Source organism: Paraclostridium dentum, assembly GCF_048568265.1.
In the GTDB taxonomy this organism is placed as follows: Bacteria; Bacillota; Clostridia; order Peptostreptococcales; family Peptostreptococcaceae; genus Paraclostridium; species Paraclostridium dentum.
Genome location: NZ_CP183813.1, coordinates 2,608,038 through 2,625,321 on the forward strand (window position 1 = coordinate 2,608,038; position 17,284 = coordinate 2,625,321).

The 17,284-nt window shown below is 35.3% G+C and carries 12 protein-coding genes and 2 rRNA genes; 2 read left to right on the top strand and 12 right to left on the bottom strand.

Annotated elements, in window-relative coordinates; genetic code table 11:
• Nucleotides 1-61 precede the first annotated feature (61 nt).
• The 3 genes from ACN6I1_RS12130 to glyA form a co-directional block, all read right to left on the bottom strand.
• Nucleotides 62-2,976, bottom strand: a 23S ribosomal RNA gene (locus ACN6I1_RS12130).
• 144 nt (nt 2,977-3,120) lie between these two features.
• Nucleotides 3,121-4,622, bottom strand: a 16S ribosomal RNA gene (locus ACN6I1_RS12135).
• The 16S and 23S rRNA genes sit together here, the layout of an rRNA operon.
• A gap of 416 nt (nt 4,623-5,038) precedes the next feature.
• On the bottom strand, nt 5,039-6,283 hold the full coding sequence (glyA, locus tag ACN6I1_RS12140; protein ID WP_419742079.1) for a serine hydroxymethyltransferase: 1,245 nt from the start codon (nt 6,281-6,283) through the stop codon (nt 5,039-5,041).
• A 259-nt stretch (nt 6,284-6,542) separates the two neighbouring features.
• Between glyA and ACN6I1_RS12145 the strand changes: the two genes are divergently transcribed.
• Nucleotides 6,543-7,328, top strand: coding sequence for a threonine/serine exporter family protein (locus tag ACN6I1_RS12145; RefSeq protein ID WP_150841963.1), 786 nt, complete (start codon nt 6,543-6,545; stop codon nt 7,326-7,328).
• Entirely contained in the window at nt 7,328-7,918 is a 591-nt protein-coding gene (locus tag ACN6I1_RS12150; protein WP_021428440.1) for a threonine/serine exporter family protein, read from the top strand. The genes ACN6I1_RS12145 and ACN6I1_RS12150 overlap by 1 nt, the downstream gene beginning before the upstream one ends.
• A gap of 35 nt (nt 7,919-7,953) precedes the next feature.
• Here the strand turns inward: ACN6I1_RS12150 and ACN6I1_RS12155 are convergent, their stop codons facing one another.
• From ACN6I1_RS12155 to ACN6I1_RS12195, 9 genes are all read right to left on the bottom strand, one after another.
• Nucleotides 7,954-8,394 carry a SoxR reducing system RseC family protein gene (locus tag ACN6I1_RS12155; protein ID WP_419742080.1) on the bottom strand — a complete coding sequence of 147 codons (441 nt, stop codon included), beginning with the start codon at nt 8,392-8,394 and terminating at the stop codon, nt 7,954-7,956.
• Between the two features lie 10 nt (nt 8,395-8,404).
• Nucleotides 8,405-8,695, bottom strand: a complete 291-nt coding sequence (locus ACN6I1_RS12160) for a metal-sensitive transcriptional regulator (protein ID WP_021428502.1) — start codon at nt 8,693-8,695, stop codon at nt 8,405-8,407.
• A gap of 102 nt (nt 8,696-8,797) precedes the next feature.
• Nucleotides 8,798-10,588 (bottom strand): aspartate--tRNA ligase, encoded by a 1,791-nt coding sequence (aspS, locus tag ACN6I1_RS12165; protein WP_419742081.1) that lies wholly within the window; start codon nt 10,586-10,588, stop codon nt 8,798-8,800.
• 38 nt (nt 10,589-10,626) lie between these two features.
• Nucleotides 10,627-11,889: a histidine--tRNA ligase gene (gene hisS, locus ACN6I1_RS12170; RefSeq protein ID WP_053832141.1), complete on the bottom strand. Its 1,263-nt coding sequence runs from the start codon at nt 11,887-11,889 to the stop codon at nt 10,627-10,629.
• Nucleotides 11,879-13,354, bottom strand: coding sequence for a coproporphyrinogen dehydrogenase HemZ (hemZ, locus tag ACN6I1_RS12175; protein WP_419742082.1), 1,476 nt, complete (start codon nt 13,352-13,354; stop codon nt 11,879-11,881). The genes hisS and hemZ overlap by 11 nt, the downstream gene beginning before the upstream one ends.
• Before the next feature lie 37 nt (nt 13,355-13,391).
• Complete coding sequence (locus tag ACN6I1_RS12180; RefSeq protein WP_257440154.1) at nt 13,392-14,009, bottom strand: MBL fold metallo-hydrolase; 618 nt, start codon at nt 14,007-14,009, stop codon at nt 13,392-13,394.
• 13 nt (nt 14,010-14,022) lie between these two features.
• A complete protein-coding gene (gene dtd, locus ACN6I1_RS12185) occupies nt 14,023-14,472 on the bottom strand; it encodes a D-aminoacyl-tRNA deacylase (protein ID WP_035116838.1) in 450 nt (149 codons plus the stop codon).
• Between the two features lie 9 nt (nt 14,473-14,481).
• Entirely contained in the window at nt 14,482-16,689 is a 2,208-nt protein-coding gene (locus ACN6I1_RS12190) for a RelA/SpoT family protein (protein WP_021431781.1), read from the bottom strand.
• A 74-nt stretch (nt 16,690-16,763) separates the two neighbouring features.
• A complete protein-coding gene (locus tag ACN6I1_RS12195; protein ID WP_419742083.1) occupies nt 16,764-17,276 on the bottom strand; it encodes an adenine phosphoribosyltransferase in 513 nt (170 codons plus the stop codon).
• Nucleotides 17,277-17,284 lie beyond the last annotated feature (8 nt).

The window sequence follows — 17,284 nt, forward strand, 5'->3', positions numbered from 1 at the left end:
TCATTTCGCCAACGTCTAAATATTCATATACATTCATATTTATCCCGTTGCTCAAATAATCTTGGTCAAGTCCTCGATCTATTAGTATCGGTAAGCTACATACATTGCTGCACTTACACCTCCGACCTATCAACCAGGTAGTCTTCCTGGGATCTTACCCTTACGGTGGGAAATCTTATCTTGAAGTTGGCTTCGCGCTTAGATGCTTTCAGCGCTTATCCATTCCGTACATAGCTACCCAGCCATGCCCTTGGCAGAACAACTGGTACACCAGAGGTACGTCCATCCCGGTCCTCTCGTACTAAGGACAGGTCTCCTCAAATTTCCTACGCCTGCGACGGATAGGGACCGAACTGTCTCACGACGTTCTGAACCCAGCTCGCGTACCACTTTAATGGGCGAACAGCCCAACCCTTGGGACCTACTACAGCCCCAGGATGTGATGAGCCGACATCGAGGTGCCAAACCTCCCCGTCGATGTGGACTCTTGGGGGAGATAAGCCTGTTATCCCCAGGGTAGCTTTTATCCGTTGAGCGATGGCCCTTCCATGCGGAACCACCGGATCACTAAGTCCGACTTTCGTCCTTGCTCGACCTGTATGTCTTGCAATCAAGCTCTCTTCTGCCTTTACACTCTACGCACGATTTCCGACCGTGCTGAGAGAACCTTTGAGCGCCTCCGTTACTCTTTGGGAGGCGACCGCCCCAGTCAAACTGCCCACCTGACAGTGTCCCAATACCTGATTCAAGGTATCTGGTTAGAATCTCAGTACTACAAGGGTGGTATCCCAAGGATGGCTCCACCAAGACTGGCGTCCTGATTTCATAGCCTCCCACCTATCCTGTACATGTAGCACCAAAATTCAATGTCAAGCTACAGTAAAGCTCCATGGGGTCTTTCCGTCCTGTCGCAGGTACCCGGCATCTTCACCGGGATTACAATTTCACCGAGTCTGTTGTTGAGACAGTGCCCAAATCGTTACGCCTTTCGTGCGGGTCGGAACTTACCCGACAAGGAATTTCGCTACCTTAGGACCGTTATAGTTACGGCCGCCGTTTACTGGGGCTTAAGTTCACTGCTTCGGATAAATCCTAACAGATCCCCTTAACCTTCCAGCACCGGGCAGGCGTCAGCTCCTATACATCGTCTTGCGACTTAGCAGAAACCTGTGTTTTTGGTAAACAGTCGCTTGGGCCTATTCTCTGCGGCCACCTCGGGCGTTAACCCTAACGTGGCACCCCTTCTCCCTAAGTTACGGGGTCATTTTGCCGAGTTCCTTAACAACAGTTCTCTCGCTGGCCTTAGGATACTCTCCTCACCCACCTGTGTCGGTTTGCGGTACGGGCACCTTTAATCTCGATAGAAACTTTTCTCGACAGTGTGAAATCAGCTACTTCGCTACTTAATTTCGCTCCCCATCGTACCCCAGCATTATCATGGCGGATTTGCCTGCCTTGACTGCCTCAGTACTTAGCCACACATAACCAACAGTGTGGTTAGCTTATCCTACTGTGTCATTCCATCTCTCAAACGATTATCGGTGGTACAGGAATCTCAACCTGTTGTCCATCACCTACGCCTTTCGGCCTCGGCTTAGGTCCCGACTAACCCAGGGCGGACGAACCTTCCCCTGGAAACCTTGGGTTTACGGCCCGTGGGATTCTCACCCACGTCTCGCTACTCATGCCAACATTCTCACTCCTATACTGTCCACACGTCCTTACGGTCATGCTTCAGCCTGCATAGGAAGCTCCCCTACCTATCATAAATGATATCGTAGCTTCGGTAGTAAGTTTTAGCCCCGGTAATCTTCGGCGCAGGATCACTCGACCAGTGAGCTATTACGCACTCTTTAAATGAGTGGCTGCTTCTAAGCCAACATCCTGGTTGTCTATGCAATCCCACATCCTTTACCACTTAACTTACATTTAGGGACCTTAGCTGACGATCTGGGCTGTTGCCCTCTCGACTATGAATCTTATTACCCACAGTCTGACTCCCAAGTATAAAATAACGGCATTCGGAGTTTGATAATCTTCGGTAAGCGCAATGCCCCCTAGGATATTCAGTGCTCTACCTCCGTATTTCTCAACCTTGAGGCTAGCCCTAAAGCTATTTCGGGGAGAACCAGCTATCTCCGAGCTCGATTGGAATTTCACCGCTATCCACAAGTCATCCCCGAGCTTTTCAACGCTCGTGGGTTCGGACCTCCACGAAATTTTACTTTCGCTTCATCCTGCTCATGGATAGGTCGCTCGGTTTCGGGTCTACGACAGCAAACTTAACGCCCATTTAAGACTCGCTTTCACTACGGCTCCATACCTTAAGTACTTAACCTAGCTTACTATCGTAACTCGTTGGCCCGTTCTACAAAAAGTACGCGGTCACACATATAAAGTGCTTCCACAGCTTGTAAGCGCAGGGTTTCAGGTTCTATTTCACTCCCCTCCCGGGGTTCTTTTCACCTTTCCCTCACGGTACTATGCGCTATCGGTCACTAAGTAGTATTTAGCCTTGGAGGATGGTCCCTCCTGCTTCCCACAGGGTTTCACGTGTCCCGTGGTACTCTGGATCATATCTAAAGAATTATCGTTTCAACTACGTGGCTATTACACTTTATAGCGGAGCTTTCCAACTCTCTTCGTTTACGATGACCTCTTGTTTGTGATATGTCCGCAACCCCAGCGAAGAAAACTTCACTGGTTTGGGCTGTTCCGCGTTCGCTCGCCGCTACTTACGGAATCGAATTTCTTTCTTTTCCTCCGGGTACTTAGATGTTTCAGTTCCCCGGGTTCCCCTCACTAAGCTATGTATTCACTTAATGATACTTAGACATTACTCTAAGTGAGTTTCCTCATTCGGAAATCTTCGGATCAAAGTTTACGTGCAACTCCCCGAAGCTTATCGCAGCTTATCGCGTCCTTCATCGGCTCTTAGTGCCAAGGCATCCGCCCTGCGCCCTTAATAACTTGACCAGTTATTAAAAGTGTTATTTTTTAAAGAGTTTTCTTCTCTTATATTGGTTTATTTAATCATCACTAAATGTTATGCAGTTTTCAAAGTACTAATTTTGAGAACAATAAGCTCTCAAAATTAAACAGTAGGCAATTACTCCTTAGAAAGGAGGTGATCCAGCCGCACCTTCCGATACGGCTACCTTGTTACGACTTCACCCCAGTCATTGGTTTCACCTTCGACGGCCGCTTCCTAAAAGGTTAGCTAACCGGCTTCGGGCGCCCCCAACTTCCATGGTGTGACGGGCGGTGTGTACAAGACCCGGGAACGCATTCACCGCAGCATTCTGATCTGCGATTACTAGTAACTCCAGCTTCATGTAGGCGAGTTTCAGCCTACAATCCGAACTGAGAATGGCTTTAAGGGATTAGCTCCACCTCGCGGCTTAGCAACCCTCTGTACCACCCATTGTAGCACGTGTGTAGCCCTAAGCATAAGGGGCATGATGATTTGACGTCATCCCCACCTTCCTCCGAGTTATCCTCGGCAGTCCCTCTAGAGTGCCCAACTTAATGCTGGCAACTAAAGGCAAGGGTTGCGCTCGTTGCGGGACTTAACCCAACATCTCACGACACGAGCTGACGACAACCATGCACCACCTGTCACCACCGTCCCCGAAGGGAAATCTCCGATTAGGGAGAGGTCAGTGGGATGTCAAGCTTAGGTAAGGTTCTTCGCGTTGCTTCGAATTAAACCACATGCTCCGCTACTTGTGCGGGTCCCCGTCAATTCCTTTGAGTTTCACTCTTGCGAGCGTACTTCCCAGGCGGAGTACTTAATGCGTTAGCTGCGGCACCGAGGGGGGTAACCCCCGACACCTAGTACTCATCGTTTACGGCGTGGACTACCAGGGTATCTAATCCTGTTTGCTCCCCACGCTTTCGTGCCTCAGTGTCAGTTACAGTCCAGAGAGCCGCCTTCGCTACTGGTATTCCTCCTAATATCTACGCATTTCACCGCTACACTAGGAATTCTACTCTCCTCTCCTGCACTCAAGTTCTCTAGTTTCAAAAGCTTACTACGGTTGAGCCGTAGCCTTTCACTTCTGACTTAAAAAACCACCTACGCACCCTTTACGCCCAGTAATTCCGGATAACGCTAGCCCCCTACGTATTACCGCGGCTGCTGGCACGTAGTTAGCCGGGGCTTCCTCCTCAAGTACCGTCATTATCTTCCTTGAGGACAGAGCTTTACGACCCGAAGGCCTTCATCGCTCACGCGGCGTTGCTGCATCAGGCTTTCGCCCATTGTGCAATATTCCCCACTGCTGCCTCCCGTAGGAGTCTGGACCGTGTCTCAGTTCCAGTGTGGCCGATCACCCTCTCAGGTCGGCTACTGATCGTTGCCTTGGTAAGCCATTACCTTACCAACTAGCTAATCAGACGCGGGTCCATCCTGTACCGCCGGAGCTTTGATACAAAAGCCATGCGACTTTCGTATGTTATCCCGTATTAGTATACCTTTCGGTATGTTATCCGTGTGTACAGGGCAGGTTACCCACGCGTTACTCACCCGTCCGCCGCTCTCTCCGAAGAGATCGCTCGACTTGCATGTGTTAGGCACGCCGCCAGCGTTCATCCTGAGCCAGGATCAAACTCTCAAATATAATTTAAAAAGTTGTCCATCGCTCAGCTAATCATTATCTGAATATCTGGCTTGGTTGTTTGTGTTTAATTCTTTAAAAAAGAATTTTTATAATTAACCTACTGTTTAATTTTCAAAGTTCATTTTCGTTTTGCCCTTTTCTTAAGGACAAGTAATACTATACCACCTTAATTTAACATCGTCAACACTTTTTTTAAATTTAATTTTATTTTTCTAATTTTATATAAAAAAAGCTCGAATTTCAGTTCTTTACCTACTCCACTTAATATAAAAAATATAGTATGTAAAAGTTAACGAAGTGCAGATGTAAAATCTGTAGCGACATTTCAAAGCATCTTCTCAGCTTTGTGTCGCAAAGATTTTACATCTACACTTCGTGGTCTATTACTTTACATACTATGTTTTTTTCATCCTATTCTATTCAAATATTTTATATTCATTGTATAAAGGATATTTATTTGTTAAAGCTACCACCTTTTCTCTAGCTTCTTCTTCTTTATTATAAGTTAAACATAAATCTATAGCTTCTGCTATATCTTTCATATCTTCTTCTTTCATTCCTCTTGTTGTTACAGCTGGAGTTCCTAATCTTATTCCACTAGTAACGAAAGCTCCATTTGGATCAAACGGTATTGTATTTTTATTAGCTGTTATATACGCTTCATCTAATCTTTTTTCAGCTTCTTTTCCAGTTATATTTTTATTAGTTAAGTCTAATAAAATTAGATGATTATCAGTTCCACCTGTTACTAACTCAAATCCTCTATTCATTAATTCTTCGGCTAGTTTCTTAGCATTTTTTACAACTTGAGATTGATATTCTTTAAACTCTGGCTCTAAAGCTTCTTTAAACGCCACAGCTTTAGAAGCTATTATATGTTCTAATGGACCACCTTGAGTTCCTGGGAAAATAGCTTTATCTATAGCTTTTGCATATTTTTCTTTACAAAGAATAACTCCTCCTCTAGGTCCTCTTAAAGTTTTATGTGTAGTAGTAGTTACAAAATCTGCAACCTCACATGGATTTTGATGAAGTCCAGCTGCTACAAGCCCAGCTATATGAGCCATATCTACCATAAGCATAGCCCCTACTTCATCTGCTATTTCTTTAAACTTTTTAAAATCTATTTCTCTAGGATATGCACTAGCTCCTGCTACTATTAATGTAGGCTTTATTTCGTGTGCCTTTGTTCTTATATCATCATAATCTATTCTTCCATCTTTAAGGTTTACACCGTACTCTGTAAATTCAAAGTATTGTCCTGATATATTTGCAGGAGACCCATGAGTTAAATGACCACCTTGAGATAAATTCATTCCCATAACTTTATCTCCAGGTTTTAAAATTGAGAAATAAACACCCATATTTGCATTAGCCCCAGAATGAGGTTGAACATTAGCATGTTCTGCTCCAAATATTTTTTTCAATCTTTCAATAGCTAACTTTTCCACTTCATCTATATGCTCGCATCCTCCATAATATCTTTTTTCTGGATACCCTTCTGCATATTTATTAGTTAAATGACTTCCCATAGTTTCCATAACCGCCATAGATACTATATTTTCTGATGCTATCAATTCTATATTTCTTTGTTGTCTTTCTAATTCTCGTTGCATACTTTCATAAATTTCTTTATCAACCTTCTTTAAATTCTCAAACATTTAATCCACCCTTTCCTTATATATAAATATGTATTATTAAAAGCTACTTTAATTGTAAAAATCCTAATAATTATATATTCGCTTGTACACTTTTATATACCCAATTTTCATAACTTTTTAATTATTAATATTATTTAATTTTAATACAATTTTCAAATTAAATTAAATCTGCTTTTATAGTGAATAAATGTGTGTAATATAGTGCAATAATTTGATATAATCTTTATGTTATATTTATTTAGGAGGTGTAATTTTGGATATAGAGAATAACATTGACCAACATGGGAAAAAAAATATCTTCAGACTAGCACTTTTCACAGGAGAGCTTATGCTTAGAAATGGTGCTGAAACTTATCGAGTAGAGGACACCATACTTAGAATTTGCAACTCTAGAGGTTTTAAGCATGTAAACGTATTTACATCCCCTACTGTAATAATTATCTCCGATGAAAGATTCGATGGTATAACGTTTATGAAAACTATAAAAAATAGAGGTATAAACATAAACAAAATCGATCTTTTGAATGCATTTTCAAGGGAATTTGTCTCTAATAAAGATTTATCAATTGAAGATGCCCTACTACAGCTTAAAGGAATTGAAAAAGTTAAGTCTTATAACCAATGGGTTGTATATATAGGAACTGGGCTTGGATCTGCATGTTTCTCAGTTTTATTGGGTTGTACAGTAGTAGATTTTTTATTTACATACATAACATCAATTTTCGCTGTTATAATATTCGATAAAATATTTAGTATTAGTTCTATACCTTCTTTTTCTACACTAGCAGCTTCAATTTTTATAGCAGTTGTAGGTGTTAGTTTATCGAGTTTAGGACTTTTGAGTCAACCGAACACACTAATTGTAGGATCTATAATGCCACTTCTTCCTGGAGTTTCATTAATTAAAGGCTTAAGAGACCTTATTTCTGGCGATTTAATTTCAGGGGTAGCTAGAGCTTTTGATGCTGCTTTAACCGCAACTGCTATAGCTGTTGGAGTAGGATTCGTTCTTGAAGTATGGCTTAGATTAGGAGGTATATTATAATGAGTAGCATGCCTTTATATTTGCACTTTATATTTAGTTTTTTATCTACAATAGGATTTGCTATATTTTTAAGTGCTCCTAAAAGATCCCTTTATGTATCTGGATTAATAGGAGCTATAGGGTGGGTTTTATATGTATACCTATTTAAAGCTACAAACAACCCAATTTTATCAAACTTTGTTCCAGCAACTATAATAGGTATTGCTAGTGAAGTTTGTGCTAGAAAATTAAAACAACCAGCTATAGTCTTTGTAATACCTGGTATAATTCCTTTAGTCCCTGGACTTGGAATGTATAACACAATGCTTTATTTAGTTCAAGAAAACTATGAACTTGCTGCATCTACAGGTGCAACTGCACTTTTAGTTGGAGGTGCTATATCTCTTGGTGTATTACTGGTTACTTCATTTGTTAAAACTATAAATACAGTAAAATTAAATAAAGCTACATTTGGATTTAACCACGTTATAACGAAAAAAGATTCTAATTATGAAAATAATATAATGACAGAAGATAGTGATTTGGATATAGATTTAGCAATAGATAAAGATAAAAATGTACAAGAAGATGAGAAAAAAGATTTAGAATAGATAATAAAAGAGGAAGTTATGTAACTTCCTCTTTTTTATATATTTATTTTATCTATAACCTTAGTTATTACTGGTATATATTGTCTACTTTCTCTAAGCTTTGAATCTTTCTTTTTTATAAATAAATAAGCTAATCCAGTTAAAAGTAGGCCTATTACAGCACTTAATATTTCTTTATTAACAGAAGTATTAATAAGATTTAGTATACTATATGAAATTACAGTTCCCCCTAAAAGTGCTACCAAAGGAATTATATATACTATAGATGCAGCCTTTATTACATTTATAGAATCCATATTTAATTCTACATAGTCACCTACTTTAGCTCCTATAGTGTTGTCAACTTCAACAACTATATCTTTTTTATCAGTAGATGATGCACACTTCCCACAAGATGCACAAGCTGAATGCTGTTGCATTTTTATTTTAGCGGTTATACTATCTACTATTTCTACTACATACCCATGTTGATTCATAGCGCTCCCCCTATTTTGTAAATTTGTTTATAGTTTCCATCAGTTCAGAAATTAATTCCTCTGATTCTTGCGTTTCACCCTCTTTTATCGAATTTGATACACATCCTTTTATATGATTTTCAAGTATTATATTCCCAACTCTATTTATAGCTGATCTTATTGCTGATATTTGAACTAAAATATCAACGCAATATCTTTCATCCTCTACCATTTTTTGAATACCCTTTACTTGACCTTCAATTCTATTTAATCTCTTTATAATGGCTTCCTTATCATTATTTTTAGCTAATTTTTTCTCCATATTATTACCTCTTTTTCATTCATATAATATATTATATATTATTTTCTTCAAAAAAAAATAAATACTGCTGAATTTTCTTCAACAGTATTTATTTTAAACGTGCTATTCTTTATCTTTTATATCAACTTTTATATTTAATTCATCTAATTGAGCTTCTTCTGCAATTGCAGGAGCATTAGTCATAGGACAAACAGCACTTTGATTTTTAGGGAATGCTATTACATCTTTTATATTAGTAGTTCCAGCTAATATCATTATAAGTCTATCAAGACCAAATGCCATACCAGCATGAGGTGGAGTACCATATTTAAATGCATCTAATAGGAATCCGAATTTTTCTTGAGCTTCTTCTTCAGTGAAACCTAATGCTTTGAACATTTTTTGTTGAACATCAGCATTAAATATTCTAACACTTCCTCCTCCTACTTCATAACCATTTATAACCATATCATAAGCTTTAGCTCTTAAAGAAGCTTTATCATCACTCTCTAATCTTTCTAAATCTTCATCTAATGGAGAAGTGAACGGGTGATGTTTAGCTACCATTCTTCCAGTTTCTTCATCTTCTTCAAATACTGGGAATTCAGTAACCCATAACATTTCATAAGTATTACTGTCTAATAATTCTAATCTTCTAGCTACTTCTAATCTTACTTGACCTAAAGCATCAAATACTACACTGTCCTTATCTGCAACAAATAATAATAAGTCTCCAGCTTGAGCATCCATTTTATTTAATATAGCATTTATTTCTTCTTCTGTGAAGAACTTAGCTATAGGAGATGTTACTTCATTATTTTCTCCAACTTTCATCCAAGCAAGTCCTTTTGCTTTATAAGTTTTAGCATGATCTTCTAATTTTCCAATTTGTTTCTTAGAAAAATCTTCTGCTTTACCTTTTACATTTATACCTCTAACACTCATACCATCTTTAGTAGCATTAGCAAAAACACCAAATCCGCAATTTGCAACTACATCAGATATATTAGTTAATTCATATCCAAATCTAGTATCAGGCTTATCTGATCCATATCTTTCCATAGCTTCAGCATAAGTCATCGCCTTAAGAGGTAAGTTAACCTCTACATTCAATACTTCTTTGAATATTCTTTGTACCATTTTTTCCATTATAGCCATAACATCTTCTTGTTCAACAAAAGACATTTCGCAGTCTATTTGAGTAAACTCTGGTTGTCTATCAGCTCTTAAGTCCTCATCTCTGAAACACTTAACTATTTGGAAGTATCTATCCATTCCACTTACCATTAGTAATTGTTTAAATAATTGAGGTGATTGTGGTAGTGCATAGAATTTACCTTCATTTACTCTACTTGGTACTAAATAGTCTCTAGCTCCTTCTGGAGTTGGTTTTATTAAAAATGGTGTTTCTATTTCAAAGAAATTATTTTCTGTTAAGTAATTTCTAACTATACTAGCAACTCTACTTCTTAATATTAAGTTCTTTTGCATAGATGGTTTTCTTAAATCTAAATATCTATATTTAAGTCTTAATTCTTCAGATACATTATCGTCATCTTTTATATATATAGGTGGTGTCTCTGATTTATTTAGTAATTTTAATTCTGTAGCAAATACTTCTATATCACCTGTTGGTAAATTAGGATTTTTAGAAGATCTTTCTGCAACCTTACCCTTTATTGCTATTACATACTCAGATCCTAACTTTTCAGCTTTTGCAAAAGCTTCTGCATTTACATCTGTGTCAAATATTATTTGGCAAATTCCACTTCTATCTCTTAAGTCTACAAATACTAATCCACCTAAGTTTCTTTTCTTTTGTACCCATCCCATAAGTACAACTTCTTCATCTATATTAGATTCTCTTAAGTCTCCACAATAGTGAGTTCTCTTTAATCCGTTTAGAGTCTCCATGTCTTTCCTCCAATATGTTATTAATTATTAAGAATTATCTATAATCTATTTTTTAATTCTTTAACTATTTCACTTAATTTTATAGTAGTTTGTTCTGATGTTGACATATCTTTTAATTTAACTTCATCATTTGATAATTCATCATCACCTATTACTATAGTATATTTTGCATTTAATTTATCTGAATATTTAAATTGAGCTTTTAAACTTCTATCTAAATGATCTTTATCTGCACTTATATGATTTTCTCTTAAATCTTTTAATATTTTAAAACTCTTAGTTTGAGCATTTTCACCTATTGTAGCTATGAATATATCTGTAGCTTTAGGGTTAGGTATTTCTATATTATTATTTTCAAGAGTTAATAATAATCTTTCAACACCAAGAGCAAATCCAATTCCGCTAACGCCTTTAGGACCTCCTAGTTGTTCTACTAGTCCATCATATCTACCACCACCACAAACTGTACTTTGTGCTCCTATATCATTTGATATTATTTCAAAAGCAGTCTTTTTGTAGTAGTCAAGTCCTCTAACTATAGTTTTATCAACCTTGAAATTTATACCCATTTCAGTTAAATACTCTTGAACCTTCGCAAAATGATCTTTGCAGTCATCACATAAGTGATCTATCATATATGGAATATCTGCTAAATTTTCTTTACAAACTGGATTTTTGCAGTCTATAACTCTCATTGGATTTTTTTCTTTTCTCTCGTTACAAGTCTCACATAAAACATCACTTTTGGCATCCAGATACTCTTTTAAAATATTATTATATTTTTCTCTACAAGTAGGACACCCTACTGAGTTTATACAAGTTTCTAAATTATTTAATCCCACTTCATTGAAAAATTGAACAGCTAAAGCTATAACTTCAGCATCTATAGATGGTTTATCACTACCTAATGTTTCTATTCCAAATTGATGGAATTGTCTTTGTCTTCCAGCTTGAGGTCTTTCGTATCTAAAGCATGGAGTTTGGTAGAATAATTTAGTTGGTTGAGTGTCTGCATACATTTTATTTTCAATGAATGCTCTAACTGCACCAGCTGTACCTTCTGGTTTTAGTGTTATACTTCTTTTTCCTTTATCTTCAAAAGTATACATTTCCTTTTGAACTACATCTGTTGTTTCTCCGACACCTCTTTGGAATAACTCTGTATGTTCAAATATAGGAGTTCTTATTTCCTCATATCCAAATAATGCGCATACTTCTCTAAATTTATTTTCAACATAATTCCATTTATATGCATCTTTTGGAGTTATATCTTTAGTTCCTCTTGGAGCTTTAGTTAACATTTTTATATACCTCCTTTTCCTTTCTTTCTATCATTTCATCAACTCTATCTATGTAAATTTCTACATTTTTAACATTGTCAGTTCTTTCAATTCTATCTTCATCTACATATACATATTTGCTGATAGCACCTGCCCCTACAGCAAGATTACTTTGCTTTTCTTCCATAATTTGAATATTATATATACATTCAAATCCTTCTTTAGCATATCCTATGTTTTCAAGGTTTCCAAGCATATGTTTTTGTCTGTACATATAGTAAGGATTAAGCCCCATAGATTTTGCATACTCCATAGATAAATTTATCATACTTACCATTTCTTCATATCTTGTAAGTTCATACTTATCTAGATTTTCTTTTAGTGTAGATGCTCTTTTTATTGCTAATGTATGTACAGTTAAACTCTCTGGAGAAAGTTCTTTTATTCTCTCTAAAGTATTTCTAACCATTTCCACATTTTCATCTACTAAACCTAGTATAATATCCATGTTTATATTATTAAATCCAAGATCTCTAGCCATATTAAAACATCTTACTATATCATCTACGTTATGATCTCTACCTATTTTGACTAAAGTTTCATTATTCATAGTTTGAGGATTTATACTTATTCTAGTAACATTATGCTTTTTCATAACTTCTAACTTTTCTCTATTTATAGTGTCTGGTCTTCCAGCTTCAACTGTAAACTCTTTTATTTTTGTTAAGTCAAGTTCCATAAATAGAGCTTTAATTAAATTATCTAGTTGTTCAGCCTCTAATGTTGTTGGTGTACCTCCACCTATATATAAAGTTTCGATTTCTTTATTAGTCTCTTTTAATAGTTTCGCTAATCCTTTTATTTCCTTTATAATAGCTTTTACGTAATTCTCTCTTAAATGTCCAAATTGTTTCATAGGATTAGAAGGGAATGAGCAATACACACATCTTGTAGGGCAAAAAGGAATACTTACATATAAAGATATTTTGTTTTTATCAATAGGATATATAAATACACGCTCTCTTTTTGCTATATCTAAAGCTAAATCTATTTTTTCATCTTTTATTAAATAATTATCTTTAAGATTTTGTCTTATTTCAACTTCACTCAGTCCTTCATCTAACAAACTATGGACTATTTTAACAGGTCTTATCCCTGTCAAAATCCCCCATGGAACGTAAGTATCGTACAATTCACTTAAAACCTTAAATATACTTCTCTTTATAATAGTTTTAGATTTCTTTTTTATCTCTTCTTCATTTAAAGAATTTATATTAAAAACTTCTTCTTTGCAAAGCTTTAAATCATTATTTTCATAGTATTTAGTTGTACTCTTTATATAATCTTCATCTTTAATAAACTCATTTATCAAAACTTTTTCAAATTTTTCATCTTCTTTTATAAATTTAAATTGAGTAGTAAATAACTTGAATAATTCTGCAATTTCATATTTGTAGTCATGTCCTTTTAACTCAATACCTAACATTTAAACTACTCCTTTATTGTTATTCTAAGCAAATACCTTATACTAAATATGGATTAGTTGCTTTTTCTATTCCCATTGTAGTATTTGGACCATGCCCTGGATATACTATTATATCGTCTTCATATTTTTTTAATCTATTTAATGATTTTTTCATTTGGTTGTCATCTCCACTGTATAAATCAGTTCTTCCCATACTTCCAGCAAACAATGTATCTCCTGTAAACATGTGATTTCCAACTTTTATACACATACAACCTTTTGTATGTCCTGGAGTATGTATAAATTTAAGTTTTAATTCTCCTAATTTTATACTATCTCCCTCATTTACATATTTATCTGCATCAAACTCTATTGCTCCACAATGCATTCTATAACTTAAGTTTTTCTTTTTATCTAAAAGCAGCTCTTTTTCTTCACTATCAGCTATTATACATGCATTAGTAGCTTCTTTTAACTTAGGTACACAACCAATATGGTCTCCATGCCCATGAGTAAGTATTATATATTTAACATCTATAAAATTATCTTTTATAAATCTCATTAAGTCATCTACTTCTCCACCTGGATCTATAACTGCACCCTCTCTAGTGTTTTTATCTGCTATTAAGTATGTGTTTTCTCCAAATAAATGATCTGTAAATTTCTCTATTATCATAACTAAATCCCCCTTAAAAATTTTTTTCAGAATCTATAAGTATTGTAACTGGTCCATCATTTATCAGCTCAACCATCATATGTGCTCCAAATTTTCCAGTACCAACATTTATATTTTGTTTTTTAGCTTTTTCTATGAATTCTTCATATAAATTATTAGCTAAATCTGGCTTAGCCGCTCCTGTAAAGTTAGGCCTTCTACCTTTTTTGCAGTCTCCGTATAATGTAAATTGTGAGACAACAATCAATTCTCCATTTATATCTTTAAGAGATAAATTCATTTTTTCATCTTCATCTTCAAATATCCTTAAGTTAACTATTTTTTCTATTAAATAATCAACATCCTTACTAGTGTCTTCATGTGTCACTCCTAAAAGTACTAATAATCCTTTTTCAATATTTGAAATTTTTTGTTCATCCACAGTGACACTAGATGATGCTACCCTCTGAACTACAGCTCTCATAATGCCTCCTTAATTTATAACTCTATAAATATCTTCTACTCCCGGTATTGCTCTTACTTTTTTCATCAAAAGAGTTAATGTTTCTATACTATCAACTTCTACAAGTAAGTTTACACTTACAATATTTAACTTTCCTTTTCTTGCATTAATTCCATTTAATGATACTTTTTCTATAGCCACAATATGTGTTATGTCATTTATAATTCCACGTCTGTCTTCTGCTTGTATTTGAATTTCAGCTTCAAATTTGGCGTTATTCGAGTTTTCCCAAGAAACTTCTACTAATCTGTTTTTAAAGTAGTCATTGTCTAAGTTAGAGTTAGGACAATCTTTTCTATGTACAGCAACTCCTCTTCCCTTTGTTATATATCCTATAATTTCATCTCCAGGTATTGGATTGCAGCACTTAGCAAATCTAACAAGTATATTGTCTACTCCCTTTACTATAATGCCTTGAGGTGATGATTTTTTTCTTTTCTTAGTATACTCTTGTTCACCTATACTATGTTTATTTATATCATCTACGACCTTTATCTCAGAAGATTTCTTTACGTAATCTTTTTCATAAAGTTCTTTTACTTTAGGCACTATCTGCGATGGCATTATACCTCCATATCCTATAGTTGCTACTAAATCACCTACAGTCGGTTGGTTAAACTTTCTTGCCATTTGAAGCATATACTTTTCAATTATTGGATCTTTTGTTGGTATGCTATATTTTTTGAATTCTTTCTCCAAAATCAAGCTACCTCTTTCTATATTTTCTTCTCGTCTTTCTTTTTTAAACCATTGTCTTATTTTAGACTTAGCATTAGGAGTTTGTACTATATTTATCCAATCTCTACTTGGGCCACTTGAATTTGCTGAAGTTAAAATTTCAACAATATTACCATTTTGTAGTTTATAGTCCAATGTAACTATTCTTCCATTTATCTTAGCTCCTACGCATTTGTTTCCTACATTGGTATGAACCCTGTATGCAAAATCAATCGGTGTTGATCCAGCCGGCAACTCTATTACATCACCTTTTGGAGTAAATACATACACCTGACTATTAAATACATCATCTTTTAATGCATCCATAAATTCTTGTGGGTCTTTTAAATCTTTTTCCCACTCCATCATCTGTCTTAACCATTGTAGTTTTTCTTCTAATTTACTTTCTTTAACAGTGGTTTTTCCTTCTTTATACTTCCAATGTGCAGCAATTCCGTACTCTGCTATGTTATGCATTTCATTAGTTCTTATTTGAATTTCTAACGGCTCTCCATCTGGTCCTACAACTATAGTGTGTAAAGATTGGTACATATTAGGCTTTGGCATAGCTATATAGTCTTTAAATCTTCCTGGTATTGGCTTCCATAGGGTATGTACCATACCTAAAACTGCATAACAATCTTTTACTGAATTTACGATTATTCTAACTGCCATTAAATCATATATCTCTTCAAAATCTTTATGCTTGTTTTTCATTTTTCTATATATACTGTAGAAATGCTTAGGTCTTCCATATATATCACAATTTATATTAACTTCATCAAATTTTTCTTTAAGAATATGTACTATTCTTTCTATATAAGCTTCTCTTTGGCTTCTTTTCTTAGCTACTTTTTCCACCAAATCATAATATCCATCACTGTCTATATATCTAAGTGCGATATCTTCTAGTTCCCATTTTACTTTGTATATTCCTAATCTACTTGCAATTCCACCGTATATTTCTAGCGTTTCTGTCGCTTTAGCTTTAGCTTTTTCAGGCGGCATGAACTTTAGAGTCCTCATATTATGTAACCTATCGGCTAATTTTATAAGTATTACTCTTATATCTTTTGACATAGCTAAAAACATTTTTCTTAAATTTTCAGCTTGCGTCTCTTCCTTAGACTTATACTTTATCTGTCCAAGTTTAGTTACTCCATCAACAAGGTCTGCGATTTCTTCCCCAAAATCATTTTTAATATCTTCATATGTAAATTCGGTATCTTCAACTACATCATGTAATAATCCCGCTGCTATAGTTTGCATATCTAATTCCATATCACAAAGTATATTAGCAACAGCTATTGGATGTATAAAATATGGTTCCCCAGATTTTCTTAATTGTCCTTCATGAGCTTTTTTACCATAGTAATAGGCTTTCTCAATTAAGTCTAAATCGCCATTAGGGGCATATCTTTTTATTTTTTCTATTAGTTCTTGTAATTGCTTATCTTGCATAGTACCACCTATTTTATAGTATAAATTTTGATATATATGAAAATAGTTGGCTTTTTACCAACTATTGAACACTATTAATATTTTACAAGTGAGTTTACATGATATTGAGATACTTTATCTCTACCATTTAACTCTTCTAATTCTATTAAAAATTGCATAGAAACAACTTCTCCACCTAATTTTTCTATAAGTTTAGCTGCAGCTTCCATAGTTCCACCTGTAGCTAATAAGTCATCTACTATTGCAACTCTTTGCCCTGGTTTTATTGAATCTTTATGGATTTCTAAAGTGTCTGTTCCGTATTCTAATCCATATTCAAACTTTTCAGTTTCTCCTGGTAACTTACCTGGCTTTCTTACTGGTACAAATCCTATACCCATTCCATAAGCAACTGGTGTTCCCATTAAGAAACCTCTAGCTTCTGGTCCAACTATTATATCAACACTCTTATCTTTTAGATCTGCTATTATTTCATCTACCGCAAACTTAAATGCTTCTCCGTTGCTTAATAAAGTTGTTATGTCTTTGAATCCTATACCTGGTTTTGGGAAATCTTTAATCTCTCTTATTGAATCTTTTAAGTTCATTTAAATCC

Bases quoted from the DNA above. Each gene is read 5' to 3' on its own strand.
- glyA (WP_419742079.1), bottom strand. From the start codon at position 6,283: ATGTTTGAGAATTTAAAGAAGGTTGATAAAGAAATTTATGAAAGTATG.
- ACN6I1_RS12150 (WP_021428440.1), top strand. From the start codon at position 7,328: ATGAGTAGCATGCCTTTATATTTGCACTTTATATTTAGTTTTTTATCT.
- ACN6I1_RS12155 (WP_419742080.1), bottom strand. From the start codon at position 8,394: ATGAATCAACATGGGTATGTAGTAGAAATAGTAGATAGTATAACCGCT.
- ACN6I1_RS12160 (WP_021428502.1), bottom strand. From the start codon at position 8,695: ATGGAGAAAAAATTAGCTAAAAATAATGATAAGGAAGCCATTATAAAG.
- aspS (WP_419742081.1), bottom strand. From the start codon at position 10,588: ATGGAGACTCTAAACGGATTAAAGAGAACTCACTATTGTGGAGACTTA.
- hisS (WP_053832141.1), bottom strand. From the start codon at position 11,889: ATGTTAACTAAAGCTCCAAGAGGAACTAAAGATATAACTCCAAAAGAT.
- hemZ (WP_419742082.1), bottom strand. From the start codon at position 13,354: ATGTTAGGTATTGAGTTAAAAGGACATGACTACAAATATGAAATTGCA.
- ACN6I1_RS12180 (WP_257440154.1), bottom strand. From the start codon at position 14,009: ATGATAATAGAGAAATTTACAGATCATTTATTTGGAGAAAACACATAC.
- dtd (WP_035116838.1), bottom strand. From the start codon at position 14,472: ATGAGAGCTGTAGTTCAGAGGGTAGCATCATCTAGTGTCACTGTGGAT.
- ACN6I1_RS12190 (WP_021431781.1), bottom strand. From the start codon at position 16,689: ATGCAAGATAAGCAATTACAAGAACTAATAGAAAAAATAAAAAGATAT.
- ACN6I1_RS12195 (WP_419742083.1), bottom strand. From the start codon at position 17,276: ATGAACTTAAAAGATTCAATAAGAGAGATTAAAGATTTCCCAAAACCA.